At 58.7% G+C, this 24,255-nt stretch carries 24 protein-coding genes; 10 read left to right on the top strand and 14 right to left on the bottom strand.

Going from position 1 to position 24,255, the window contains the following annotated elements; translation table 11 throughout:
• Positions 1 to 41: 41 nt before the first annotated feature.
• The 3 genes from chbC to osmE all read right to left on the bottom strand — a co-directional run bounded on the left by chbC (position 42) and on the right by osmE (position 2,424).
• Positions 42 to 1,400 carry a PTS N,N'-diacetylchitobiose transporter subunit IIC gene (chbC, locus tag AC4ICF_RS09595; protein ID WP_028012799.1) on the bottom strand — a complete coding sequence of 453 codons (1,359 nt, stop codon included), beginning with the start codon at positions 1,398 to 1,400 and terminating at the stop codon, positions 42 to 44.
• Between the two features lie 80 nt (positions 1,401 to 1,480).
• On the bottom strand, positions 1,481 to 1,798 hold the full coding sequence (chbB, locus tag AC4ICF_RS09590) for a PTS N,N'-diacetylchitobiose transporter subunit IIB (RefSeq protein ID WP_014883474.1): 318 nt from the start codon (positions 1,796 to 1,798) through the stop codon (positions 1,481 to 1,483).
• A gap of 281 nt (positions 1,799 to 2,079) precedes the next feature.
• Positions 2,080 to 2,424 carry an osmotically-inducible lipoprotein OsmE gene (osmE, locus tag AC4ICF_RS09585; RefSeq protein ID WP_003857836.1) on the bottom strand — a complete coding sequence of 115 codons (345 nt, stop codon included), beginning with the start codon at positions 2,422 to 2,424 and terminating at the stop codon, positions 2,080 to 2,082.
• Between the two features lie 232 nt (positions 2,425 to 2,656).
• Between osmE and nadE the strand changes: the two genes are divergently transcribed.
• Together nadE and cho are read left to right on the top strand one after the other, a co-directional pair.
• A complete protein-coding gene (gene nadE, locus AC4ICF_RS09580) occupies positions 2,657 to 3,481 on the top strand; it encodes an NAD(+) synthase (RefSeq protein ID WP_316379296.1) in 825 nt (274 codons plus the stop codon).
• A gap of 148 nt (positions 3,482 to 3,629) precedes the next feature.
• Positions 3,630 to 4,508, top strand: coding sequence for an excinuclease Cho (cho, locus tag AC4ICF_RS09575; RefSeq protein ID WP_116341156.1), 879 nt, complete (start codon positions 3,630 to 3,632; stop codon positions 4,506 to 4,508).
• Here cho and ves read toward each other — a convergent pair.
• From ves to astC, 7 genes are all read right to left on the bottom strand, one after another.
• Entirely contained in the window at positions 4,486 to 5,043 is a 558-nt protein-coding gene (ves, locus tag AC4ICF_RS09570) for an environmental stress-induced protein Ves (RefSeq protein ID WP_045261590.1), read from the bottom strand. The two genes, cho and ves, sit on opposite strands and share 23 nt — an antisense overlap.
• Positions 5,044 to 5,341: 298 nt before the next feature.
• On the bottom strand, positions 5,342 to 5,836 hold the full coding sequence (spy, locus tag AC4ICF_RS09565) for an ATP-independent periplasmic protein-refolding chaperone Spy (RefSeq protein ID WP_116340531.1): 495 nt from the start codon (positions 5,834 to 5,836) through the stop codon (positions 5,342 to 5,344).
• A 335-nt stretch (positions 5,837 to 6,171) separates the two neighbouring features.
• Positions 6,172 to 7,137 carry a succinylglutamate desuccinylase gene (gene astE / locus AC4ICF_RS09560; protein WP_316378941.1) on the bottom strand — a complete coding sequence of 322 codons (966 nt, stop codon included), beginning with the start codon at positions 7,135 to 7,137 and terminating at the stop codon, positions 6,172 to 6,174.
• 10 nt (positions 7,138 to 7,147) lie between these two features.
• Positions 7,148 to 8,473 carry an N-succinylarginine dihydrolase gene (gene astB / locus AC4ICF_RS09555; protein WP_316378940.1) on the bottom strand — a complete coding sequence of 442 codons (1,326 nt, stop codon included), beginning with the start codon at positions 8,471 to 8,473 and terminating at the stop codon, positions 7,148 to 7,150.
• Positions 8,460 to 9,947, bottom strand: coding sequence for a succinylglutamate-semialdehyde dehydrogenase (gene astD, locus AC4ICF_RS09550; RefSeq protein WP_163328914.1), 1,488 nt, complete (start codon positions 9,945 to 9,947; stop codon positions 8,460 to 8,462). Before astD ends, astB begins: the two co-directional genes overlap by 14 nt.
• Positions 9,944 to 10,978 carry an arginine N-succinyltransferase gene (gene astA / locus AC4ICF_RS09545; RefSeq protein WP_116340539.1) on the bottom strand — a complete coding sequence of 345 codons (1,035 nt, stop codon included), beginning with the start codon at positions 10,976 to 10,978 and terminating at the stop codon, positions 9,944 to 9,946. Before astA ends, astD begins: the two co-directional genes overlap by 4 nt.
• Positions 10,975 to 12,195: a succinylornithine/acetylornithine transaminase gene (astC, locus tag AC4ICF_RS09540; protein ID WP_116340541.1), complete on the bottom strand. Its 1,221-nt coding sequence runs from the start codon at positions 12,193 to 12,195 to the stop codon at positions 10,975 to 10,977. Before astC ends, astA begins: the two co-directional genes overlap by 4 nt.
• Before the next feature lie 433 nt (positions 12,196 to 12,628).
• On the opposite strand from astC, the gene xthA reads away from it, so the two are divergent.
• The 6 genes from xthA to AC4ICF_RS09510 all read left to right on the top strand — a co-directional run bounded on the left by xthA (position 12,629) and on the right by AC4ICF_RS09510 (position 18,804).
• Positions 12,629 to 13,435: an exodeoxyribonuclease III gene (gene xthA / locus AC4ICF_RS09535; RefSeq protein ID WP_116340543.1), complete on the top strand. Its 807-nt coding sequence runs from the start codon at positions 12,629 to 12,631 to the stop codon at positions 13,433 to 13,435.
• A gap of 57 nt (positions 13,436 to 13,492) precedes the next feature.
• Positions 13,493 to 14,125: a TVP38/TMEM64 family protein gene (locus AC4ICF_RS09530; protein WP_243865731.1), complete on the top strand. Its 633-nt coding sequence runs from the start codon at positions 13,493 to 13,495 to the stop codon at positions 14,123 to 14,125.
• A gap of 15 nt (positions 14,126 to 14,140) precedes the next feature.
• Positions 14,141 to 15,301, top strand: coding sequence for an ABC transporter substrate-binding protein (locus tag AC4ICF_RS09525; protein WP_407065512.1), 1,161 nt, complete (start codon positions 14,141 to 14,143; stop codon positions 15,299 to 15,301).
• Complete coding sequence (locus tag AC4ICF_RS09520) at positions 15,274 to 16,803, top strand: ABC transporter permease family protein (protein WP_316378938.1); 1,530 nt, start codon at positions 15,274 to 15,276, stop codon at positions 16,801 to 16,803. Before AC4ICF_RS09525 ends, AC4ICF_RS09520 begins: the two co-directional genes overlap by 28 nt.
• Positions 16,803 to 17,423, top strand: coding sequence for an ATP-binding cassette domain-containing protein (locus tag AC4ICF_RS09515; RefSeq protein ID WP_316378937.1), 621 nt, complete (start codon positions 16,803 to 16,805; stop codon positions 17,421 to 17,423). The genes AC4ICF_RS09520 and AC4ICF_RS09515 overlap by 1 nt, the downstream gene beginning before the upstream one ends.
• Positions 17,424 to 17,496: 73 nt before the next feature.
• Positions 17,497 to 18,804, top strand: coding sequence for a sulfurtransferase (locus AC4ICF_RS09510; protein ID WP_316378936.1), 1,308 nt, complete (start codon positions 17,497 to 17,499; stop codon positions 18,802 to 18,804).
• On the opposite strand, the gene AC4ICF_RS09505 is transcribed toward AC4ICF_RS09510, so the two are convergent.
• Both AC4ICF_RS09505 and AC4ICF_RS09500 read right to left on the bottom strand, forming a co-directional pair.
• Positions 18,801 to 19,418, bottom strand: a complete 618-nt coding sequence (locus AC4ICF_RS09505) for a CDP-alcohol phosphatidyltransferase family protein (protein ID WP_316378935.1) — start codon at positions 19,416 to 19,418, stop codon at positions 18,801 to 18,803. The genes AC4ICF_RS09510 and AC4ICF_RS09505 overlap by 4 nt on opposite strands.
• A complete protein-coding gene (locus AC4ICF_RS09500) occupies positions 19,411 to 19,980 on the bottom strand; it encodes a carboxymuconolactone decarboxylase family protein (protein ID WP_163328898.1) in 570 nt (189 codons plus the stop codon). The genes AC4ICF_RS09505 and AC4ICF_RS09500 overlap by 8 nt, the downstream gene beginning before the upstream one ends.
• Before the next feature lie 75 nt (positions 19,981 to 20,055).
• Here AC4ICF_RS09500 and AC4ICF_RS09495 point away from each other — a divergent pair, with 75 nt between their 5' ends.
• A complete protein-coding gene (locus AC4ICF_RS09495) occupies positions 20,056 to 20,472 on the top strand; it encodes a pyrimidine (deoxy)nucleoside triphosphate diphosphatase (RefSeq protein WP_116340559.1) in 417 nt (138 codons plus the stop codon).
• Here the strand turns inward: AC4ICF_RS09495 and AC4ICF_RS09490 are convergent.
• Complete coding sequence (locus AC4ICF_RS09490) at positions 20,432 to 20,704, bottom strand: YnjH family protein (RefSeq protein ID WP_028012780.1); 273 nt, start codon at positions 20,702 to 20,704, stop codon at positions 20,432 to 20,434. The two genes, AC4ICF_RS09495 and AC4ICF_RS09490, sit on opposite strands and share 41 nt — an antisense overlap.
• 227 nt (positions 20,705 to 20,931) lie before the next feature.
• Between AC4ICF_RS09490 and gdhA the strand changes: the two genes are divergently transcribed.
• Positions 20,932 to 22,275 (top strand): NADP-specific glutamate dehydrogenase, encoded by a 1,344-nt coding sequence (gene gdhA, locus AC4ICF_RS09485; protein ID WP_061098517.1) that lies wholly within the window; start codon positions 20,932 to 20,934, stop codon positions 22,273 to 22,275.
• A 71-nt stretch (positions 22,276 to 22,346) separates the two neighbouring features.
• Here gdhA and AC4ICF_RS09480 read toward each other — a convergent pair whose 3' ends face one another.
• Entirely contained in the window at positions 22,347 to 24,254 is a 1,908-nt protein-coding gene (locus AC4ICF_RS09480; RefSeq protein WP_316378934.1) for a DNA topoisomerase III, read from the bottom strand.
• Between the last annotated feature and the right edge of the window lies 1 nt (position 24,255).

Genomic DNA, 24,255 nt, shown 5'->3' with positions numbered 1-24,255 from the left:
GCTCCTTGTGGCTGGCGCGGGCTTTCCCGCGCCGGTCAATCTTAGAATTTCAGTGAGAGGGCAATTTCCTCTTCGCTCTCTTCTTCATCAATGATGGTGGCGGCTTTGTTCGCAATCGCCACGAATGGCATGTACAGCAGGGTGGCAATCCCGAGGTTGAATATCGCCAGCAGGAAGGCCGCGACGCTACCGTTGGTGTTAAAGAACGCGCCCAGACCTGCCGGCATGGTCCACGGCGCAATGTTGGTGATCGGTGGAATAATACCCATGTAATAGGCCGTCAGGGTGATCGCTGCCAGCAGCGGCTGCACCAGAATGAACGGGATAAACATTACCGGGTTCATGATGATTGGCAGACCGAACAGAATCGGCTCGTTAATCTGGAAGATGCCCGATGGCAGCGCCAGTTTCGCCACCTGACGGTAGTCAGCGCGACGAGAGACAATAAAGACCGCGATGATCAGACCCAGGGTCGCCCCGGTACCACCCAGGAAGATATAGGAGTCAAGCATCGGCTTCGCCCACACATGGAAGGTTTTACCTGCCGCCAGCGCCGCATCAACGGAGCCGTACTGCTGGTAAAGCGCAACGTTTTCCAGTGCCCATGGGGTCATAATCCCGCTGTCCAGCGCGGCCAGTGCCAGTGAACCATGCACGCCGAAGAACCACAGCAGAGAGGTGAAAATCACATACGCCCAACCGACCACGCCACCCATCGACGCCAGCGGCGTAGAGATAGAGTCCATGATGATCTGGTGGAAGTTCGTGCCCCAGTGAGAGAGCGCCCAGGCGATAATCCCCATGATGGAGAGAATAATGAAGCCTGGGATCAACGCGGAAAATGAACGAGAAACGGAGGCCGGTACGCTATCCGGCAGACGGATGACCCAGTTGCGACGGATAATAAAGGTGAACATTTCTGCCACCACCAGGCCGATAACAATACCGGAGATAATGTTGGCGCCACCCAGCCAGTTCGCGCCGACGGCATACGCCTCCCCCACGCTGTATGGCGTGACGGTCATAAACGCGGCAACGGATAATAACCCGGCGGCCAGCGGATCCACTTTCCGCTCTTCAGCCAGCGCCATCCCGATAAAGAAAGGCGCCATCAGCGACATAATACCCAACGTACCGTTATAGACGTTGCCGCCGATGGCTTTAAAACCATTAAGGGTTTCAATAGTGGAAGCGTCTAACCGAATTCCTAATGAATAAAAGAAGGAACCTTCACCGAAGCTAAGAAAAACGTTGTTAATTAAAACGAACATGGCCCCTGCCAGCGTCAACGGCATTAATTTAATAAAACCGTTTTTGATGGCATTAACGTGAGGCTGCTTTCCTATTTTAACAGCAAAAGGAAGGAGTACCTTTTCAAGTGAAGCGATGACTTTACTCATAGGAAAATACCCTTAAATGCCGTAACGCATGTTACGGCGTAATTGTGTGTGAAATAACTCTTTGACGGGAAAAATAAAAATTAATTAGCAGCTTTTTTAATGGCTGCCACAGCAGCTTTTAGTACACCTAAACCATCAATCTTGCCGTACAGCCCCGAGTCGATCACCTCGACCGGTTTATTCGGTAACAGTCGTTGAATTTCGGGCAGCATGTAGGCAATTTGCGGCCCCAGTAAAACAACATCGGCTTTCTGGCCTTTTTCGCCCGCCAGCGTCTCTGGAAACGCTTCAATCACCACAGGGACTTCATACTTTTCAGCCTGCGCGCGCATCTTTGACACCAGAAGCGAGGTTGACATGCCGGCTGAGCAGAACAGGTAGATATGTTTCTTTTCCATCGTAATTTCCCTCTTGTAGGACTACCTGCCGTCGCGCTATCACTCGACTCGCTGTCCCGGCAGACAGGTAGCTTGCATACTGTTGTTTATCGTTGGAGTGAGTATACGCAATGGTACAGACAGGGGATAATTCTGGATAGACTCAAATTGTCTCTCATTGACCTGGCTTGTTGACTCCCTTCACATTTCAGGCAAATAATTCGCGCAAAGAAATAAGATTTACGTATGCATAAAAAAACCGGCCCATGGGCCGGCTTATTAACATCGTCAGGCAAGCAGGGTTACTGCGCCTTAGGTGCCTGCGGATCGGTGTCGTATTCAGCACAGGTCTGATAGCCGGAGTTAATCACATGTCCGGTATCATCCAGCGCGACGAAGTAGGTCTCTGCCTTACCATCACGTTGACCCAGGATATAGGTCTGACACGTACCGCGCGCGTGAATCATGGTGACTTCAGAAGAAGGCTTGCCGGCGATTGCAGCCACCTGCGAACGGGTCATCCCTTTTTTAACGTCTTTAACCACGGGCTGGGTAAACTGATCCTTGGTGCGATCGTAAGCTGTACACCCTGCCAGCATCGTCAGTACCGCCGCTGCGCTAAGAATTCCTGCTACGTTCTTGTTCATATTCCGTCCTCTTGTTTATCAGCGTGTTATCTAAGCATGGAATAAAAAGTACTATTGTTCAACTTTGTGATTTATGCCAGACGAATTTCGGAAAATTCTAATAAAACAACGATAACCTGCTAAATCGCCGCAAATTAACGCACTCGAAACTGTGATCCTTGTCGTTTTCCGCCCAAAGGTTTAGTTTTAACAGTTAACACATTCTGTTTATGTTCTGCATACGGAGGGCATGATGGCTCTGCAACAAGAGATTATTCAGGCGCTGGGCGCAAAGCCTGCGATAGATGCACATGAAGAGATCCGCCGCAGCGTGGATTTTTTAAAGTCGTACTTAAAAAAGAACGCTTTCCTGAAATCCCTGGTGCTGGGCATCAGCGGCGGGCAGGACTCAACCCTGACCGGTAAACTCTGTCAAATGGCGATTTCAGAGCTTCGCGAAGAGACGGGCGATGACGCGCTGCAGTTTATCGCTGTGCGTTTGCCTTATGGCGTACAGGCGGACGAACAGGACTGCCAGGATGCCATCGCCTTCATCCAGCCTGACCGCGTGCTCACCGTCAATATTAAAGGCTCGGTGCTGGCAAGCGAGCAGGCGCTTCGCGAAGCGGGCATTGAGTTGAGCGATTTTGTGCGCGGCAACGAGAAAGCGCGCGAGCGCATGAAAGCGCAGTACAGCATCGCCGGGATGACCAAAGGCGTTGTGGTAGGCACCGACCATGCAGCAGAAGCGATCACCGGTTTCTTCACCAAATACGGCGATGGCGGCACCGACATAAACCCGATTTTCCGTCTCAACAAGCGACAGGGCAAGCAGCTGCTCGCCGCGCTGGGCTGCCCTGAGCACCTGTACAAGAAAGCACCGACAGCGGATCTGGAAGACGATCGCCCTTCCCTGCCGGATGAAGCTGCCCTTGGCGTTACCTATGACAACATTGATGACTATCTGGAAGGCAAAACGCTGGATGAAGGTACCGCGAAAATTATCGAAGGCTGGTATCTGAAAACCGAGCACAAGCGCCACACGCCAATTACGGTATTTGACGACTTCTGGAAATAAACGCATCTCCACAAACTTATGCGAGCAGTGGAGAATCCCCTCTCCCCTATGGGGAGAGGGTTAGGGTGAGGGGCAGCCGCCACCCGGCTCTTTTTTAACCACAGCACACCTGCTACACTGTATACCTGAACAGTATATGGAGCAGTATGTGAGCAGGCGTCAATCCGCCCCGCGTCTTGAGTTTGAAGCGGCGGCTATCTATGAATATCCCGAACATCTCCGCCCCTGGCTTGAGGCGTTGCCCAAACAGCCGGGCGTGTACATCTTTCACGGTGAAAGCGAGACCCTGCCGCTCTACATCGGCAAAAGCGTTAACATTCGCAGCCGGGTATTATCCCACCTGCGTACCCCGGACGAGGCCGCCATGCTGCGCCAGTCGCGACGCATTACCTGGTTCCAGACGGCGGGAGAAATGGGCGCGCTGTTGCTGGAAGCCCGGCTGATAAAGGAGCAGCAGCCGCTCTTTAATAAGCGCCTGCGACGCAACCGCCAGCTCTGCTCCCTGCAGATCGCCGACGGCAAGCCGCAGGTGGTGTACGCCCGCGAAGTCGATTTTTCACATGCCCCTAATCTCTTTGGATTATTCGCAAACAAGCGTGCGGCCCTGCAGTCTCTCCAGGCGCTCGCCGACGAGCTGCAGCTATGCTACAGCCTTTTAGGGTTAGAGGGCACCACGCGGGGCCGCGCCTGTTTCCGCTCTGCGCTGAAGCGCTGCGCAGGTGCCTGCTGCGGGAAAGAGAGCCTTGAGGCGCATCACGCCCGCCTCCTCGCGGGCCTGGCGGGGATCAGCGTCAACTGCTGGCCGTGGGACGGCGCCGTTGCGCTAAAAGAGGTGGGTGAAACCATGACGCAGTATCACATCGTCAATAACTGGCTCTGGCTGGGGGCTGTCGATGATTTAAGCGACGCGGCAACCCTGTTGCGCACCCCCGCCGGATTCGACCACGACGGCTACAAAATCCTCTGCAAGCCCGTCTTAGCGGGCAAGTTCGAGGTCATCGCGCTCAGTGACCCGGCAGCCAGTTAATTTCACTGAACAGCAGGGTACCCTGTGACTCCAGCAGACGCAGAGTATGGGTCCCCTCCTGCCAGCTGGCGCCCTGATCGGCCGTCAGCAATTTATCACCCAGCTGCCACGCCCCGCTTAATACAAACACCACGCCTCCGCGCGAGCCAAAGGTGGTAAAGGTACGATCGGCAACCCGTACCTTCGCCTGACAGCAGTCGCGCCGGGTCATGATGTTGAAGTCCATCGCCATCCTGCCATCGGAAAGCAGCGCCTTCACCGGCAAATCGCCGGCAAAACTGTAAGGCTGATGCTGTTTAAGGGTATGGCAGAACGCCTGACCGGCATCCAGCGTCACCTCCCCGCCTTCCAGCAGCGTAATTACCCGGTCGACACCGGGAAACGAGGAGAATTCGCCGTTGCTGGCGATGGTCGCGATACTGGCACGCCAGAAAAAATCGCGCGTCGCGGGAGGAATACAGCAAATTTCTCGCGTTTCGCCGGCACCATTGCGCCAGAGGCTGACCGGCATCTTACGAATATCAAAGAACTCCATCACCACTCCTGAATGGCACAACCCGTGCCAGGGCAAGGATATCGCTATCCTTGCAGTCTTGTTTGTTATCGTTAGAGATTCACAGACCCAGTATCGGCAGCAGAGCGGGCAGGCCTTAGAGGAGCGTTAGTAAAAAAAGCTAACGCCATGACTCTACAAACATTCTCTGAAGCGACTACAGGAGAATACCGCGCTGGCGGCGGCAGACAAGAGGGCAGAATAGAAAAACCGCCGGTCCTGTCCACAGCGATTGCGCTTTTGTGGACAGGATCCCGGCGGTCTTAAGAGAGTGAACCGATTATTCGGTTGGTGCTGGCATTTTACCTTCCATCGCCGGACGTTCTGTCAGACGCTTCTCAAAATTGGCATTAAACTGTTTTTTCTGTTCCGGAGTCAGAATGTTGTAGATCTTGTTCTGGGTTTCCATGTGAGCCAGCATGCGGGCTTTATGCTGCTCGGCCATTTTGTCGATCTGCGCTTCAGCTTTCGCCTTATCGAAGCTGTCGCTGGCAATGATGTCATGCATTGCGCGGCGCTCTTCCAGCGGAGGACGCTTCATCTGGTCGCGCTGGCTTTTCATGATCTCGCGGATCTGCTGCTTCTGCGCGTCCGTCAGGTTCAGATCTTTAAACATCATCATTTCATGGTGCATACCCGGCTTGCCTTGATGATGCATCATCATTTTGCCCTCAGCCGGCGCGGCAGCGGTGGTTGCGGTATCTGCGGCGAACGCCATGCTGGTAGCGCCCAGAGCCAGGGTAGAAGCAACAAACAGTGCAGTAAACTTACGCATAATTTATTTCCTTTCTTTCAGTTATTCTTCGGCGCTATGCCGTGTTGACGAGATTAACTTTACGGGGTTTATCGTCAATTAGTCAGAGCAACGGTAAAACAATGAAAGTGTAAAAAACAATTTTTCGCCAAATGTGGAGGAAATAAGGATAAAGCGTGGAGAGTTGCAACAAAAAATATTCAACGTGATGATTTTAAAGATATTTAGCGGAAGTATAACGGAGTGAAGGTGAATAATAAAGCAATTCGCCAGGAATATTCCGTAAAACAAGTCAGAGCGCTTTAATCGCTAAGAAAACATTTTTACTTCCCTCCCGGATGACGAGAGGGGAAAGGTCAGGAGAGTTTTTCCAGCATCAGACCGGCTCGCAGGCCAAACGCCACTGTGGGGTTAGGGAACAGCACATATTCGGTTGTTTTCTGCACCTCATAACGATCTTCGCCATCTTCCGCAAGCAGCGCCCCTTTGCGAAACGGCGTGAAGTTCAGGGTATGCGCGGCCATATGAAGCTGGAAAGCATTGCTGCGGCGGGTGATCTGCTGTACGACCCGGTACCGCTCAACGGGCTGATGTGCGTGCTCGGGAGCTGTCCCACCGAGCAGCGCCCGAAGCGCGAGACACGTTGGCGCAAAGCGCGTAAGATCGTTCTGTCCGAACGGTAGCGCTTTTCCCAGCTCCAGCGTACAGGACAGCGCACCGAAGTTTTCACAAGTAAAGTGCGTAAACGTTCCGCCCGGCGACTGATGGAACACCAGCGCCTCCAGCCCGGCATCCCCGAGCCAGCTCAAAAAGCCCTCATCCCACGGCTGATTGCGCTGCGGCAGAACGCCGAAGCGCACATGGTAAGAGGCGCGGATCGCCGTATGCAGATCGAGATGCCAGCGCGCTGGCCCCGCCGCGGCAAAAAACGTCGTCACGACGTTCTCCAGCCACTGAGCGCGCGCTGTTTCGTCGCTCTGCGGGAACTGCGACCAGCGACCGCCAAACATGCGGTTAATATCACTCACCAGGTACCGTTTGTTTTGCGCCAGCGCAGGCGGGTTGCCAAGCACCACCAGCACGCGGCACGCAAGGGTGATTTCTCCGCGATACAGCGCGCGCAGCAGCCCATCGACAATCTCAACGGGTGCGGTTTCATTCCCGTGAATCCCAGTGGAAAGCAGCAGCGAGAGATCGCTTTTTGCGCTCGGCGTCAGCTCAAGCACCCCGCGCCCCTGCCACCGCCAGCGGAATGAGGGGCCTTCCCCCTCGCTCTGTTCCGGCGTTTCATCCGCCAGGGTCAGCGCCAGTAAATTTTCCATACCCACTCCTCTAGCGCTGGAACGGATAAACCGATCCCAGCTGCAGGATTGTCGATAACGCGTCCAGCGCCTCGCGCCCTTCGCGCAGCAGCTGCGGGTCGACCAGATCGGCCTGCGTTAACCGGTCGCGATAGTAGCGATCTACCCAGTCGTTCAGGGTGTTGAACAGCGCCTCATTCATCATCACAGCCGGGTTAACGGCCTGCATTTCATTCGACGTTAACACGACCCGCAGGCGCAGACAGGCGGGACCACCGCCGTTGGCCATGCTTTCGCGCAGGTCAAAGACGCGAAGCTCGTCAATCGGGTTATCGGCCTTCACCAGTTCAGTGAGATAGCGCCACACGCCCTGATGATCCCGGGACTCCTGCGGCAGCACCAGCGTCATGCTACCGTCATCACGGCTCAGCAGTTGGCTGTTGAACAGATAGGTTTCGACCGCGTCCTGCACGCTGACCGCCTGCGTTGGCACCTGAATCGGCATAAAGCCGGGCACGCGTTCGCGCAGCGTGGCAAGCAGCTTCTCCTGATGGGCAAAGGCCTGCTCATGGCAGAACAGCACCTGGCGGTTGGACACGGCAATCACGTCGTTATGAAACACCCCCTGATCGATCACCTGCGGGTTCTGCTGGGCAAAAATAACCTGTGAGGGATTGACCTGGTTCAGGCGGGCCACCGCCTGGCTGGCCGCCAGCGTCTGACGCGCTGGATAACGGACCGGGGCGGAATGCCCGCCCTCCTCGCGCCCGTAGATGAACAGCTGCACGGCGGGATCGCCGTAATCGCCTCCCAGACGGTTATGGTTGGCCGCACCTTCGTCGCCAAACATCGCCACCTGCGGCAGGGCCTGATGGACCTCAAAATGGGCGTCATGCTTGAAAATAGCGCGCAGCACGCGCTCGGTGGTGTCCGCTTCGGTGGCGCGGTGGAATTTGTTGTTCAGGTTCGCCACCGTCAGGTGGACTTTGCCATCCAGCGTATCGGCTGACGGGGCGACGGTCGCCGCGTTGGCCACCCACATTGAGGAGGCGGAGCTCGCGGCAGAGAGCAGGTGCGGCGTCTGCGTGCCCGCTTTTTCGACCACCTGCTCATCGCTGCCGGTGAAACCGAGCTGGCGCAGCACGGCCACGTTCGGGCGTTCCTGCGGCGGGATCACCGCCTGCGGGAAACCGGCATCCGCCAACGCCTTCATTTTTAGCAGCCCCTGCTTCGCCGCCAGTTTCGGGTTGGAGACCTGAAAACGGTGCTTCGTCGAGGCTTCGTTACCAAAAGAGAGACCGGCATAGTGGTGCGTAAGCCCCACCAGCCCGTCAAAGTTAACTTCACGCGCTTTCATGTCGAGCCCCTTCGCTAAAGTCCAGCCCCGGGTTGAGCGTCTCCGGCAGCGTCAGCGCCGGGGTTTCCAGGCTCGCCATCGGCCACGCACAGTAATCGGCGGCATACCACGCGCTGGCGCGATGGTTACCGGATGCCCCTACGCCGCCGAACGGCGCGGTGCTCGCCGCCCCGGTCAGCGGTTTATTCCAGTTCACGATCCCGGCGCGCGCCTCCAGCAGCAGGCGATCAAACTTCTCGCGATGCGGTGAAATCAGCCCGCTCGACAGGCCGTAGCGGGTGTTATTGGCCATCGCAATGGCCGCGTCAAAATCGTCGTAACGCCAGACGCACAGCAGCGGGCCAAACACCTCTTCATCCGGCACGTTGCTCGCGCCACTCATCTCAACGATGCCCGGCGTCAGCAGCGAGGTACCCGGCTGAACCTGCTTCGGCTCCAGCAGGCTTTTCGCGCCGCGCGCGACGTGGTCCTGCCAGGCCTTCAGCACGTTCAGCGCGGCCTGTTCTGAAATCAGCCCGCCGATAAACGGTTGCGGGTCGGCATCCCACGCGGCAGGCACCAGACGCGCGCTCACCTCTACCAGACGTTTCAGGAAGGCATCCCCCTGCGCGCCGCGCTTGACCAGCAGGCGGCGAGCGCAGGTACAGCGCTGTCCGGCGGTAATAAAGGCGGACTGGATCGTCAGGTGCACCGCGGCGTCGATATCGTCAGGGTCTTCCACAATCAGCGGGTTGTTGCCCCCCATCTCCAGCGCCAGGATTTTTTCCGGCTGGCCCGCCAGCTGGCGGTGCAGCTGATAACCCGTTCCGGCGCTGCCGGTAAACAGCAGGCCGTCAATATCGCTCAGCGCACTGAGCGCCTGGCCGGTTTCCCGTCCGCCCTGCACGAGGTTCAGTACGCCCGGCGGCAGGCCAGCCTGTTCCCATAGCTTCACCACTGCCTCGCCGGTTAACGGCGTGAGCTCGCTCGGTTTGAAGATAACGGTATTGCCCGCCAGCAGCGCGGGCACAATGTGGCCATTCGGCAGATGCCCCGGGAAGTTATACGGGCCAAACACCGCCAGCACGCCGTGCGGACGGTGGCGCAGCGTGGCCGCGCCGTCCGGCATCTCGGTATGTTGTTCGCCGGTGCGGGTGTGGTACGCCTTGACCGAAATGGCGATCTTATTAATCATCGCCGTCACTTCGGTTGCCGCTTCCCAGCGCGGTTTACTGGTTTCAGACGCGATGATGCGCGTCAGTTCGGCTTTGTTCGCCTCCAGCAGACCGGCAAACTTTTCAACAATCCCCTGGCGCTCGGTGAAAGGCTGTTTTGCCCACGCGGGAAACGCGCGGCGCGCGGCACGGCAGGCCTGCTCGACCTGCGCGGCGCTGGCGTCATTCCCCTTCCAGAGAACTTCTTTTCCAACCGGATTGGTCTTTGTGCGCTGTTCGCCTTCGCCCGTGACCCAGTCACCGTTAATCCATAATGTCATGCTGTTTTCTCCTCAGGGCAGAGACGCACCAGGCGAACCGTATCGCCGGCGTTACATTTCAGGGCATCCAGCTCAGCAGCCGTCAGCACCAGACGTTCACATTTCGGGTTGGCCCGCACCAGCATGGCACGGAAGTTGGCGTAATTTTCGTTCGCCACCAGGCAAGCCGGCCAGTCACCCGGCGCAGGCTGGCCTTCAGATACCTCAACCAGGCGGCTTTTGCGGATCGCGCGCACGCGGTCAATATCACACTCAAGCGTCGGTCCGCCGTCAAAGATGTCGACGTAGTTACGGTAGCGGAAGCCCTCTTTCTCCAGCACCGCACGGGCAGGCGCGGTTTGCGGATGCACTTCACCGATCACCGCCTGCGCTTCCGGCGTTAAGAAATGGGTATAGATAGGATGTTTAGGCATCAGCTCGGCAATAAAGGCCTTCTGGCCCGTGCCGCAGAGATAGTCCGCCCGGCTGAACTCCATCGAGAAGAAGCGCTCGCCCAGGCTTTCCCAGAAGGGAGAGTAGCCTTTGTCGTCGATCACGCCGCGCATCTCTGCCACCACTTTTTCATTAAAGCGATCGCGGAAGGCGGCCATAAACATAAAGCGAGATTTGGAGAGCAGATAGCCGTTGCCCTCTTTGCGCCACGCCGGGTCGAGGAACAGCGTGCACAGCTCGCTGGCGCCCGTGTGGTCATTACAGAGAAACAGCGTGGGCAGCGCGTTATAGACGTTCAGCTCTTTCGAGGCATGAACCATGGTGCCGACGCGGTAGTTGTACCACGGGTCGTTAAGCCCGACGGCCACTTCGATGGCGCAAATCCCGGCCACGCTCCCCGTGTCGGTGTCTTCCAGCACGAACACGTAACCCTGTTCGCTTTTTGGCAACGTCCCCTGCCAGGTTTGCAGGGCGCGCTCAATGCGCGCCGACAGCGTTTTTTCATCGGCAGGAAGCGAGGTCAGCCCGCCTCCCGTCTTACCGGCAAGCTGCATGAGCCCGGCGATATCGTCGCGCTCAACGGGACGGATGACCATCATGATGACACCCCGGATTTCACCTTTTCACACGCCAGCGCAAAACGGTCCAGACCGGTTTGCACCTCTTCCTCGCTGACGATCAGCGCAGGCGCAAAACGCACCACGTTGGCACCGGCAATCAGCACCATCACGCCCACTTTTGCCGCTTCCTGTGAAATAAGTTTAGCTTTTCCGGCAAACTCAGCGGTGAGCTCGCAGCCGATTAACAGCCCCAGACCGCGAATTTCTTTAAACAGGCCAAGCTTGCCGTTGATGGCGTTCAGGCGCTCAACGAACCACTCGTGACGCTGTTTAACGCCCTTCAGCACCTCAGGTGTGTTAATGATGTCAAGAACCTGTCCGGCGACGGCGGTCGCCAGCGGGTTGCCGCCGTAGGTCGTGCCGTGCGTGCCCACGGTCATCACGCTGGCGAATTTATCGGTAGTCAGCGTCGCGCCAATCGGGAAGCCGCCGCCCAGCGCTTTGGCGGTAGAGAGCACGTCCGGCGTCACGCCGTAGTGCATATAGGCATACAGCTCGCCGGTGCGGCCCACGCCGGTCTGCACTTCGTCGAAGATCAGGACCGCGTTGTGACGGTCGCACAGCTCGCGCAGCCCCTGAAGGAATGCCTTTTGCGCCGGAAGCACGCCGCCCTCGCCCTGCATCGGCTCGACGATCACCGCGCAGGTGGTGTCGTTAATCAGCTCGCTGGCGGACTGCAGGTCGTTATAGATGCCGTGGCGAATATCCGGCGGCAGCGGGGCAAAATCCTGTGAATAAGAAGGCTGGCCGCCCGCGCTCACGGTAAAGAGCGTGCGTCCATGGAAGGCATTTTTAAACGCCACAATCCCACTTTTGTGCGTACCAAACTTATCGTGGGCATATTTGCGCGCCAGCTTCAGCGCCGCTTCATTGGCTTCCGCCCCGGAGTTACAGAAAAAGACTTTTTCGGCAAAGGTCGCGTCAATCAGCTTTTTCGCCAGGCGCAGTGCGGGTTCGTTGGTAAAGCCATTGCCGGTATGCCAGAACTTCGCCGCCTGGTCATTCAGCGCCTGACGCAGTGCAGGGTGCGCATGACCCAGCGCATTGACCGCAATCCCACCTGCAAAGTCGATATATTCTTTACCCTGCTGATCCCACAGGCGTGAGCCTTCCCCGCGAACCGGAATAAAAGCCGCCGGAGCGTAAACCGGCATCATCCATTCATCGAAATTTTCACGCGTAATTGACAGAGACATAGCGACCTCATCCGGTAAATAAAAAGTTATTTGAATGTTAAATAATTGAGTGTTTGCACTGTGAATGTAGATTGCAGCCTTCGTGCCAGCCAGCGATAAAATTGCATAAACGGGTTGAGGTAACAGAATATCAACAAGTTACAACATGGAGTTATTCACTTTTAGTGCATAAAAAGTGAATATTTTTACGACAAGCGGCGCTTTGCCGCATGAAAATCAGAAAGAGTATGCAGAGGCCAAATATAATTCTGGAATTGTGATCGCTCGCGAAATTTATCGGCCATTTACGCCCTCTTTGGGGGCGAAGCGCGTCAGAATGGTGCAAATATTGCACCACCGGCATGATCTGTCGCAGTTATTGGTCGAACCCGGTAACAGTTGACGCAAATTCTGCTACCATCCATGCACTATTCACCTTGCACTGGCAGCGACTATGAAATTTGTCTCTTTTAATATCAACGGCCTGCGCGCCCGCCCCCATCAGCTTGAAGCCATTGTTGAGCAACATCAGCCAGATGTGATCGGCCTGCAGGAGACCAAGGTTCACGACGACATGTTCCCCCTCGAAGAGGTGGCGAAACTTGGCTATAACGTCTTTTACCACGGTCAGAAAGGTCACTATGGCGTCGCGCTGCTCACCAAAGATACGCCGGTTTCCGTGCGCCGCGGCTTCCCCGGCGACGGAGAAGAAGCGCAGCGCCGCATCATCATGGCGGAAGTGCCTTCCGCGCTCGGGAACATCACGGTCATTAACGGCTATTTCCCGCAGGGCGAGAGCCGCGATCACGAGACAAAATTCCCGGCCAAAGCGAAGTTTTATCAGGATCTACAGAATTACCTGACGACCGAACTGAAAAAAGAGAATCCGGTGCTGATCATGGGCGACATGAACATCAGCCCGACGGATCTCGATATCGGCATCGGCGAAGAGAACCGCAAGCGCTGGCTGCGCACCGGCAAATGTTCTTTCCTGCCGGAAGAGCGTGAGTGGATGGAGCGCCTGCTGGGCTGGGGCCTGGTGGATACCTTCCGCAGTGCCAACCCGGAAACGCAGGATCGCTTCTCGTGGTTTGACTACCGCTCAAAGGGCTTTGACGACAACCGCGGCCTGCGTATCGATCTGCTGCTGGCCAGCACGCCGCTGGCAGAGCGCTGCATCGAAACCGGAATCGACTACGACATCCGCAGCATGGAAAAACCGTCGGACCACGCGCCGGTATGGGCTAAATTCAAGCTGTAATCGCGCGTGAACATGCGAAAAACACTTTTCCTGTGCGCCCTTCTGGGCGCATTTCTTATGACATTTGTCTTTCTGCCGCCTGACACGCTCTCTCTGGCAGGAATTAAAACGCATCAGCAGACGTTACTCTCCCATGTCGACCGCGCGCCGCTGCGTAGCGCGCTGATCTTCTTTGCGCTTTATGTTGCGGTTTCCGCCCTGTCAATACCCGGCGCAGCAGTTCTGACCCTGCTGGGCGGGGCGTTATTCACGCTGTGGGAAGGCACCGTGCTGGTTTCGTTTGCCTCCACGCTCGGGGCCACGCTGGCGATGCTCGCCAGCCGTTACCTGCTGCGCGACTGGGTGCAACGGCAGTTTGCCCGTCAGATGACAACGGTGAATGCCGGCATGGCTCGCGACGGCACGGGGTATCTTTTTGCCCTGCGCCTGATGCCGCTGTTCCCGTTTTTTCTGGTGAATTTGCTCATGGGGCTGACACGCATCACGGTGCGGCGCTACTGGTGGGTCAGCCAGGTCGCCATGCTGCCCGCGACGGTTGTCTTTCTGAACGCCGGGCGGGAGCTGGGAAAAGTGGCATCGCTTCGCGATATTTTGTCGCCGGGCATGGTATTCGCCTTTACACTACTGGGGTTATTACCGCTGGCCACGCGCCGGCTCTTATCCCGCTATCTCCCTTCTGCTAAAAAGTGAGGCATTATGCGCCGTGTGCGTTTTTGCACGTTTCTGACCGGTCTGCTGTTGGCAGCCCCCCTCTATGCCGCCGAAGGCTGGCAAACTGTTCAACAGCAGGCCAAAGGCCAGACCGTCTGGTTTAACGCCTGGGGCGGCGATCCGGCGGTCAACCGCTACCTTGAGTGGGTTAGCGGTGAGATGCAAACGCACTATGCCATTACGCTAAAAATCGTCCCGCTGGCGGATGCCGCCGATGCGGTCAAACGTATCCAGACCGAAGCCACTTCAGGGCGAAAGACCAACGGCTCGGTCGACCTGCTGTGGGTCAACGGCGAAAACTTCCGCACCCTGAAAGAGGCTAACCTGCTGCAAACCGGGTGGGCGCAGAGGTTGCCTAACTGGCGCTATGTCGATACCCGCAAACCCGTCACGGAAGATTTTGCCATTCCCACAGACGGCGCGGAGTCGCCGTGGGGCGGCGCGCAGCTGACCTTTATCGCCCGCCGGGTCAGCATGCCGACGCCGCCAGAAGATCCTCAGGCGCTGCTGGCGTACGCGCAGCAGCACCCGGGCAAAGTCAGCTATCCTCGCCCGCCCGATTTTACCGGCACGGCCTTTCTGGAGCAGCTGCTGCTGACGCTTGCGGCGCATCCCGAGGCGTTACAAAAAGCGCCTGACGCTACGTTTGCCCAGGTTACGGCGCCGCTCTGGGCCTACCTCGATAAGCTGCACCCACTGCTGTGGCGTGAAGGAAAAGATTTCCCTCCCTCTCCCGCCCGGATGGATGCCCTGCTTGCCAGCGGCAGTCTGAATCTGTCGCTGACCTTTAACCCGGCGCACGCGCAGCAAAAAGTGGCGAGCGGCGAGCTGCCTGCCGACAGCTACAGCTTTGGTTTTCGCGACGGGATGCTCGGCAACGTGCATTTTGTGGCTGTTCCGGCCAATGCCAGCGCGAGTGCGGGGGCGAAAGTGGTCGCCAATTTCCTGCTGTCGCCGCAGGCGCAGATCCGCAAGGCCGACCCGGCAGTCTGGGGAGACCCGAGCGTGCTGGATGCGAAAACGCTGCCCGAAGTTGAAGCGAAACAGCTGCAGGCCCATATGCCGCAGGGGCTGCCGAAGATGCTCGCGGAACCGCAGTCCGCCTGGGTGAACGCGCTGGAGCAGGAATGGCTGCGTCGTTACGGCACCCGTTAAGCTGGCTTGTCTGGCTGGCGATGGCGGTGATTTATCTGCCGATCCTGCCCGCTGGCGCCATGCTGTTCGCACCGGCCTTTTCCGTAACGAACTGGCAGCGGCTGCTGAACGATCCGCAACTGCCGCAGGCAGCCGTTGCCACGCTGGTCTCAACGCTTATCGCCACGCTGGGGGCCTTGTTTATCGCCCTTTCTCTCGTGGCCCTTTTCTGGCCCGGCAACCGCTGGCGGCGCCTCAGCACGCGCCTGCCGTGGCTGCTGGCGATCCCCCACGTAGCCTTCGCCACCAGCGCGCTACTGCTGTTTGCCGAGGGCGGTCTGTTGTATCAGGTTTGTACCGTCTGTTCGCCGCCGTTTGACCGCTACGGTGCCGGGCTGGGCCTGACGCTCGCGGTCAAAGAGAGCGCGTTTGTGCTGTGGGCGATTTACGCCGTGCTGCCGGAAAAAGGGCTCGCGCAGCAGAAGATCGTCCTGCAGACCTTCGGCTACGGGCGTTTTCAGACGCTCAGCTGGCTGATCCTTCCGGCGATCGCGCCCGTCCTCGGGGCGGTGATGCTGGCGGTGCTGGCGTGGTCGCTGTCGGTCGTGGACGTGGCGATCGTTCTCGGGCCCGGCAACCCGCCCACGCTGGCCGTGCTGGCCTGGCAGTGGCTGAGCCAGGGCGACGCGCAGCAGCAGGCAAAAGGGACGCTGCTGTGCCTGCTGCTCCTTTGCCTGCTGGCCGCGCTTGCCGCGCTGGGGTACGGCCTGTGGAAGGCCTGGCGTCGCGCGATTCCGGACCAGACAGGTACGCGCCGCAGGTCGCATATCGTGCTGCCTGAACGCGCATTCAGTGGGTTTCTGCCCGCCTGCGGCATCCTGTGCGCCGCCGTGCTGTTGATGCTGGCGCAACGGGACAACGTGGGTCCCTTGGGCATCAGCCTTTCCTTCGGTCTGCTTTCGAGCCTTATCGCCCTTATCGTCATTTTTCTCTGGCTGGAATTGGGGCCACAGCGAGGCGCGGCGTGGGTGTGGTTACCGCTCGCCCTTCCGGCCCTGCCTCTCGTCACCGGGCAATACGCGGTTGCTTTGCATCTGGGGCTCGATGGACGCTTTGCCGCCGTCCTCTGGGGCCATCTGCTGTGGGTGCTACCGTGGATGCTGCTGGTGCTGCAACCGGCCTGGCGGCGGATCGATCCCCGGCTTATCCTTACCGCCAGAACGCTCGGCTGGCGGCAGGAAAAAATATTCTTACTGCTGAAATGCCCCATGCTGCTGCGCCCTGCGCTGCTGGCCTTTGCCACCGGCTTTTCCGTCAGCATGGCGCAATATATGCCGACGCTCTGGCTGGGCGCGGGGCGTTTCGCCACGCTGACCACTGAGACCGTCGCGCTCAGCAGCGGGGGCAGCATCCCGGTTCTCGCGAACCGTGCCCTGGGATTATTGCTCGTCACGGGCGTCGTATTCGGCCTTGCCGCGCTGTTATCCCGGCTCGCGGGCCGCTACCGTCAAGGATTACGTTAATGCTGAAGGTAAGCAATCTCACCATCGAACCGCTTTTCCGCGGGGTCAATTTTTGCGTACCCCGCGGGGAGATTGTCACCCTGATGGGGCCGTCCGGCAGCGGCAAATCGACCCTTTTTGCCTGGATGGCCGGCGCGCTGTCAGACGAGTTTCAGGCGCGGGGCGAACTGTGGCTCGACGAACGCCGCTGCGACGGTTTGCCCGTCGAATCCCGCGGTCTGGGCATTCTTTTTCAGGACGCGCTGCTGTTTGACCCGTTCAGCGTCGGGCAAAATTTGATGCTGGCGCTGCCCGAGCGGATCGTCGGACGCGCGCGTCGGGAATCGGTCGAGCAGGCGCTGGCTTCCGCCGGGCTGAGCGGTCATTACGCCAGCGATCCGGCCACGCTTTCCGGCGGCGAGCGTGCCCGGGTTAGCCTGCTGCGCGCCCTGCTCGCAGAGCCGCAGGCGCTGCTGCTGGACGAACCGTTCAGCCGCCTTGATAAAGCGTTACGCACGACGTTCCGGGCATGGGTGTTTGACACCGTCCGCGCGCGCAATATTCCGGTGGTGCTGGTCACCCATGACAAGGACGATATTCCGCCCGGCGGCGAGGTGATGGAGATTTCTCGCTGGCAATAATGTGCTAACGCAATGTTTTCCGTTTCGGGAGAGACGACAATGCCCCCCTCTTTTACTGACGTCAGGTTATTCGATGAAACGTGTTTCTCAACTGACCGCGCTGGCCCTGATCTGCGGCCTCGCCTCTTTTTCCTCTCTGGCAGCTGATATGGCCAATACGATGACGCTGTCTCAGCTTCAGGCACAGCACGGCGCGGCAATCGACACCCGCCCCAGCGCCTTCTATAACGGCTGGCCGCAGACCCTCAGCGGCCCATCCGGGCATGAACCCGCAGCGCTCAACCTGGCTGCCGCCTGGCTTGATGCAATGAGCGACGAGCAGATTGCGCTTTGGGCCAGGCAGCATCAGCTGACGCCGGGGACGGCCATCGCGCTATACGGCGACAGTGGCGCCAGCCTGGCGGTGAAAGCCCGCCTGGAGAAAGTCGGATACCGCCACGTTTCGCTTCTCAGCGATGCCCTGCAGGTGCCCGACCGCCTTCAGCGTCTGGCGCACTTTGAACAGCTCGTCTACCCGCAGTGGATCCACCAGCTCCAGCAGGGTAAACCGGTGACCGCCGCGCCGGCGGGCGAATGGAAAGTAATTGAAGCTGCCTGGGGCGCGCCGAAGTTTTACCTGCTGAACCACATTCCCGGCGCGGGCTACATCGACACTAACGAGGTGGAAAGCGAGCCGCTGTGGAATAAAGTCTCCGACGACAGGCTGAAAGCGATGCTGGCAAAGCACGGGATCCGTCACGATACCACCGTCATTCTGTATGGCCGTGACGTTTACGCCGCCGCGCGCGTGGCACAGATTATGCTGTACGCGGGCGTGAAGGATGTGCGCATTCTCGATGGCGGCTGGAAGGCGTGGTCAGATGCCGGTCTGCCAGTTGAGCGCGGCATGCCCGCTAAAGTAGCTCCGGCCGCTGATTTTGGCGCGCCGATCCCCGGCCAGCCGCAGCTGATGGTGGATATGGAACAGGCGCGCGGCATGCTGCACCGTCAGGATGCCTCCCTGGTCAGCATTCGTTCGTGGCCGGAGTTTATCGGCGAAACCAGCGGCTACAGCTACATCAAGCCAAAAGGTGAAATTGCCGGCGCCCGCTGGGGCCATGCGGGCAGCGATGCCACCCATATGGAAGACTTCCATAACCCGGATGGCACCATGCGCAGCGCGGACGATATCGCCGCCCAGTGGAAAAGCTGGAATATCCTGCCGGAACAGCAGGTCGCGTTTTACTGCGGCACCGGCTGGCGAGCGTCAGAAACCTTTATGTACGCCCGGGCGATGGGCTGGAAGCACGTCGCCGTCTATGACGGCGGCTGGTATGAATGGAGCAGCCACCCGCAGAACCCGGTCACTACCGGCGAGCGCGGGCCGGAGAGCACTCTCTAAGGGGTGAGTGACTTCAGCGTCACGTAGCCGCTCCAGATGCGCGTTGTGGTGGTCAGCCAGCACAGCGCGCCGAATATCCACGCGAACAGCGTAAAGTGCGCCGGAAACAGGCAGCACAGCACGAACAGCGCGATGGTTTCCGTCCCTTCCGTTAACCCGCCGATATAGTAAAACGACTTGTGCGCATAGCCGGGGTTGTCGATATTATGCTTCGCGGCCAGCGCGGCAAAGGCCAGAAAACTGCTGCCGGTACCGATAAACGCAAACAGCAGCCAGGCGGCGGCCAGCGTATTCTCTGCGGGTGCAGCCAGCGCAAAGCCAAACGGCACCAGCGCGTAGAACAGAAAATCGAGGGCGATATCCAGAAACCCTCCCGCATCCGTCAGCCCTCTCCGACGCGCCAGCGCGCCGTCCAGACCATCCAGCAGGCGGTTCAGAACGATGGCAACCAGCGCCGCCAGATACCAGCCGAGGGCCAGAAACGGCAGCGCCAGCAGGCCGATGGCAAACCCGGCAAGCGTTAGCCCGTCGGGCGTAATTCCCGGCTTATCCAGCATGGAAACCAGACGGTTCAGAGCGGGCTTTACCCGCGGGTGCAGGTGACGGTCAAGCATCTGGCTTCCCTTTAAACGTGGCGCACAGCCCCTGAGCCGGAATATCCAGCGCGGCATTAAACCGGGCCGAGAGATTCTGAAAGGCAATGAGTGCCGTCATTTCAGTGATGGCATCATCCGTAAAGTGGCGTTTCATCGCCGTTTTGACGGCCTCATCCACCCGGGGTGGCGTGGCGGTCACCGCCTCCGCATATGCCAGTGCCGCGCGCTCCTGTTCACTGAACAAGTCAGAATCAGTCCAGCCGCTCACGGCCTGGACTTTATCCAGCGCGCCGCAGCGCTCGGCCAGGCGCAGGCTGTTGGCATCAATGCAGAACGCACAGTGGCACAGCTGCGATACGCGCGTCATGAGCAGCGAGCGCAGCACTGGCGTCAGGCGCGCTTTTCTGCGCTCCAGAAAGGCCACGAACAAGGCGACCAGCCAGAACAGACGCGGCATGCGTCCCCACCAGCGCGTGGGGTTCAGCACGGCGCCGAAGTGTTTTCGCTGCGCGGCGGCAATGGGTTTTACGCTCGCCGGAAGGGTTGGGATGGGCTCTACCCAGGTGGACGTCTCTTTCACCTGATTCTCCTGATGGCTGGACTCTTTGAAAGGGCACGATAATATGGCGTTTTTCGCTATCAAGTATTGACGACCATGCTAAAAACAGTCGATGTCGTTGCGGCCATCATCGAAAAAGACGACAAAATTTTACTGGCGCAGCGCCCTGCTCACGCCGACCAGCCGGGTATGTGGGAGTTCGCTGGCGGCAAAGTGGAGGCCGGAGAAACCCATCCCGAGGCGCTTATCCGCGAGCTGCGTGAAGAGCTGGGTATTGAGGCGCAGCCTGAGCAGTACGTGGCAAGCCATCAGCGCGAGGTATCACAGCGGTTAATCAACCTGCATGCCTGGCACGTGCCTACCTTCAGCGGAGAGTTAACGGCGCACTACCACAGCGCGCTGGTGTGGTGTACGCCGGAAGAGGCGCTTTGCTACAGCCTGGCCCCTGCGGATATCCCGCTGCTGGAGGCGTTTATTCTTTTACGCGCCGCCAGACCAGCGGATTCGTGCTGATGGTACGTTCATCGCGCTGGCACTGGAGCAGCACGCCATCGGCCTTCACGACGGCCCCTTCAGAATAGTTTTGATCCTGGTAGATGCAGCACTGGTTACACGGCTGCGCGCGCTGGCCGCTGGAGCTAAACACCTCCGGCGGCACATTCACTTCTACATCCGGACGAATGCGGTCAGCCTGCGCGCCTGCGGTCAACATCAATGATAACGCGGCCATCACGTAACGGTTCATAGAGTTCTCTTCCTGTTGTCTCCTGTTAATGACTATAACGGTAAATCGGGCAGAATCTTTAATTTAGCGCGTCATCGCTTTTTGTTATGACGCGGCCCGGGTCATTAATTTCCCTTTCGGCATACATTTCCGCTTGCTTCACAAAGCGGTACGGGTGGTATAGTCAAAAAAACAACACAAATCGCATAAGCAACAGACATAAATTACTATAAGAGGTTCTTATATCTATGGATCAGACACGCTCTCTGGAAAGTTTCCTTGCCCATGTTCAGCAGCGCGACCCGCACCAAAGCGAATTTGCTCAGGCTGTTCGTGAAGTAATGACCACCCTCTGGCCGTTCCTTGAAGAAAACCCGCGCTATCGTCAACTGTCGCTGCTGGAACGTCTGGTTGAGCCAGAACGCGTGATCCAGTTCCGCGTGACCTGGGTGGATGACCGCAACCAGGTGCAGGTCAACCGCGCCTGGCGCGTGCAGTTTAACTCCGCCATCGGTCCGTTTAAGGGCGGTATGCGCTTCCACCCTTCCGTGAACCTGTCGATTCTGAAATTCCTCGGCTTTGAGCAGACGTTTAAAAACGCGCTCACCACCCTGCCAATGGGCGGCGGTAAAGGCGGGAGTGATTTCGATCCCAAAGGCAAAAGCGAAGGCGAAGTGATGCGTTTCTGTCAGGCGCTGATGACCGAGCTCTACCGCCACCTCGGCCCGGACACCGACGTACCGGCGGGGGATATCGGCGTGGGGGCCCGCGAAGTGGGCTTTATGGCCGGGATGATGAAAAAACTCTCCAATAACAGCGCCTGCGTCTTTACCGGCAAAGGACTATCGTTTGGCGGCAGTCTGATCCGCCCGGAGGCGACCGGCTACGGCCTGGTTTACTTCACCGAGGCAATGCTCAAGCGTCACGGCTTAGGTTTTGAAGGGATGCGCGTGGCGGTTTCCGGCTCCGGTAACGTGGCGCAGTACGCTATCGAAAAAGCGATGCAGTTTGGCGCCCGCGTGGTGACGGCCTCCGACTCTAAGGGCACGGTAGTGGATGAAGCGGGCTTTACGGCTGAGAAGCTGGCGCGCCTGTGCGAAATCAAAGCCAGCCGCGATGGCAGACTTGCCGATTATGCCGCGGAGTTTGGCCTGACGTATCTGGAAGGTAAACAGCCGTGGGGCGTGCCGGTGGATATCGCCCTGCCGTGCGCCACGCAAAACGAGCTGGACGCGGACGCCGCGCGCACGCTGATTACCAACGGCGTGAAGGCGGTGGCCGAAGGGGCGAATATGCCGACCACTATCGAGGCGACGGATCTGTTCCTGGAGGCGGGCGTGCTGTTTGCGCCGGGCAAGGCCGCTAACGCGGGCGGCGTGGCGACCTCCGGTCTGGAGATGGCGCAAAACGCCGCGCGTCTCGGCTGGAAGGCGGAGAAAGTGGATGCACGCCTGCACCACATCATGCTGGATATTCACCACGCCTGCGTGGAGTACGGCGGTGAAGCGTCGCAGACCAACTACGTGCGCGGCGCGAATATCGCCGGGTTCGTGAAGGTAGCGGATGCGATGATTGGGCAGGGTGTGATTTAAGGTTTATATCGTACGGCCGGGTGCCCTCACCCCGGCCCTCTCCCACAGGGAGAGGGAGAAAACCGGGCGTATCAGGCCGCGCTCTTTTTCTTCTTGAACGGTTTCTTCGCACCGCCACCGGGTGCAACCATCCCTCTGAACGTTTTCACCGGCGTGCTGCGAGCCTGATCGATCAGCTGGTAAAGCGTCCCGACCAGCGGCTGCATAAAGTCCTGGTAACGACACTGCTTCTCGCTGATCTGCGTCAGCACCGATTCCCAGTGTGCGGTCATGTCCGGCCGGGCGGCCAGCTCCGGCAGAGAGTGAATTAGCGCCCGGCCCGGTTCCGTTGAGTGAATATAGCGTCCCTTTTTCTCCAGGAAACCACGCTTAAAGAGCAGCTCGATGATCCCCGCGCGGGTCGCTTCCGTACCCAGACCGTCGGTGGCGCGCAGGATCTTCTTCAGATCTTTATCCTGCACAAAGCGGGCGATCCCGGTCATGGCGGAAAGCAGCGTCGCATCGGTGAAGTGGCGCGGCGGCTGGGTCTGTCGTTCAACCACTTCGCCTTTTTCACACAGCAGTTCGTCATCTTTCGCCACCACCGGCAGCGGCGTGCCATCGTTCTCCTCGTCGCGCTCTTTGTTGCCGAGCAGCGTGCGCCAGCCAGCTTCCGCAAGGAAACGCGCCTTGGCGATAAACTTGCCTTTGGCAATCTCAAGCTCAATCACGCATTTACGGAATACCGCGTCCGGGCAGAACTGCATCAGGTACTGACGGGCGATCAGGTTATACACCTTCGCTTCGTTATCGGTCAGGTTGACGCTGCTGGCACGCGCCGTCGGGATAATCGCGTGGTGGGCATCCACCTTTTTGTCATCCCAGCAGCGGTTATGGGTATCCGGGTTAACGACGGGCTGCGGGAGCAGATCCGGCGCGTGGACGCCGATGGCGTTCATCACCGAGTGGCGTCCGGCAAAGTGCTCTTCCGGCAGATAGCGGCTGTCCGAACGCGGATAGGTGATCAGCTTGTGGGTTTCGTAAAGCTTCTGACAGATGTCCAGCACGTTCTGCGCGCTGAGACCAAAGCGCTTCGCGGCCTCAATCTGTAGAGCAGAAAGGGAGAACGGCAGCGGCGCGGGTTCTGATTCCCGTTTATCGTTATAGCTGGTGACGATAGCGGGCTGGCCGGTAATACGGTTGACCACGTGCTCCGCCAGCGGACGGTGCAGCAGCCGCCCCTCTTCGTCCTGATACGACTCGCAGGCATCGCTCGGCTGCCAGACGGCGGTAAAGCGTTCGTCTTTTGGCGTGACGATGTGGGCTTTCACTTCAAAGAAATCTTTGGCGACGAAGTTCTCAATCTCTTCATCGCGACGCACCACCAGCCCCAGCACCGGCGTCTGCACGCGGCCCACGGAGAGCACGCCCTGATAGCCCGCGTTGCGACCGAGGATAGTGTAGGCGCGGGTCATGTTGATCCCGTACAGCCAGTCGGCGCGTGCACGCGCCAGCGCGGAGACGCACAGCGGGATAAATTCGCTGTTGGCACGCAGACGCGAAATGGCACGCTCAACCGCCTGCGGGTTGAGGTCGTTGATCAGGCAGCGCTGCACCTGCTGGCGCTTTTCCGGCGCCAGCTCAAGATAGTCCAGCACTTCGTCCACCAGCAGCTGCCCCTCTCTGTCCGGGTCACCCGCGTGGACCACTTCCGTCGCTTCGTGCAGAAAACGTTTAATAACGTTGAGCTGTTTGGTAACGGACGGGCGAGGCTGAAGGCGCCACTTTTCCGGCACAATCGGCAGATCGTTGAGGTTCCAGCGGGCGTAGCGGCTGTCGTAGACGTCCGGTTGCGCCTGCTCAAGCAGGTGGCCGATACACCAGGTCACCACCTGTCCGTTACCGCATTCGATAAAGCCGTCGCCTTTGCGATGCGGCTTAGGCAGCACGTCGGCGATGGCTCGGGCCAGGCTCGGCTTTTCGGCAATAAACAACCGCATC

It is taken from the genome of Enterobacter sp. ECC_219_Taxon_10 (assembly GCF_058354905.1).
Note: the sequence above shows the minus strand (reverse complement) of the source record. Positions and strands in the feature narration are given on the sequence as shown.

Coding starts and splice junctions, on each gene's coding strand:
- astC (WP_116340541.1), bottom strand. CDS start 12,195: ATGTCTCTGTCAATTACGCGTGAAAATTTCGATGAATGGATGATGCCG.
- xthA (WP_116340543.1), top strand. CDS start 12,629: ATGAAATTTGTCTCTTTTAATATCAACGGCCTGCGCGCCCGCCCCCAT.
- AC4ICF_RS09510 (WP_316378936.1), top strand. CDS start 17,497: ATGAAACGTGTTTCTCAACTGACCGCGCTGGCCCTGATCTGCGGCCTC.
- AC4ICF_RS09495 (WP_116340559.1), top strand. CDS start 20,056: ATGCTAAAAACAGTCGATGTCGTTGCGGCCATCATCGAAAAAGACGAC.
- astE (WP_316378941.1), bottom strand. CDS start 7,137: ATGGAAAATTTACTGGCGCTGACCCTGGCGGATGAAACGCCGGAACAG.
- chbC (WP_028012799.1), bottom strand. CDS start 1,400: ATGAGTAAAGTCATCGCTTCACTTGAAAAGGTACTCCTTCCTTTTGCT.
- astA (WP_116340539.1), bottom strand. CDS start 10,978: ATGATGGTCATCCGTCCCGTTGAGCGCGACGATATCGCCGGGCTCATG.
- AC4ICF_RS09480 (WP_316378934.1), bottom strand. CDS start 24,254: ATGCGGTTGTTTATTGCCGAAAAGCCGAGCCTGGCCCGAGCCATCGCC.
- AC4ICF_RS09505 (WP_316378935.1), bottom strand. CDS start 19,418: ATGCTTGACCGTCACCTGCACCCGCGGGTAAAGCCCGCTCTGAACCGT.
- spy (WP_116340531.1), bottom strand. CDS start 5,836: ATGCGTAAGTTTACTGCACTGTTTGTTGCTTCTACCCTGGCTCTGGGC.
- chbB (WP_014883474.1), bottom strand. CDS start 1,798: ATGGAAAAGAAACATATCTACCTGTTCTGCTCAGCCGGCATGTCAACC.
- AC4ICF_RS09515 (WP_316378937.1), top strand. CDS start 16,803: ATGCTGAAGGTAAGCAATCTCACCATCGAACCGCTTTTCCGCGGGGTC.
- nadE (WP_316379296.1), top strand. CDS start 2,657: ATGGCTCTGCAACAAGAGATTATTCAGGCGCTGGGCGCAAAGCCTGCG.
- osmE (WP_003857836.1), bottom strand. CDS start 2,424: ATGAACAAGAACGTAGCAGGAATTCTTAGCGCAGCGGCGGTACTGACG.
- AC4ICF_RS09530 (WP_243865731.1), top strand. CDS start 13,493: ATGACATTTGTCTTTCTGCCGCCTGACACGCTCTCTCTGGCAGGAATT.
- astB (WP_316378940.1), bottom strand. CDS start 8,473: ATGAAAGCGCGTGAAGTTAACTTTGACGGGCTGGTGGGGCTTACGCAC.
- AC4ICF_RS09490 (WP_028012780.1), bottom strand. CDS start 20,704: ATGAACCGTTACGTGATGGCCGCGTTATCATTGATGTTGACCGCAGGC.
- astD (WP_163328914.1), bottom strand. CDS start 9,947: ATGACATTATGGATTAACGGTGACTGGGTCACGGGCGAAGGCGAACAG.
- gdhA (WP_061098517.1), top strand. CDS start 20,932: ATGGATCAGACACGCTCTCTGGAAAGTTTCCTTGCCCATGTTCAGCAG.
- AC4ICF_RS09520 (WP_316378938.1), top strand. CDS start 15,274: ATGGCTGCGTCGTTACGGCACCCGTTAAGCTGGCTTGTCTGGCTGGCG.
- ves (WP_045261590.1), bottom strand. CDS start 5,043: ATGGAGTTCTTTGATATTCGTAAGATGCCGGTCAGCCTCTGGCGCAAT.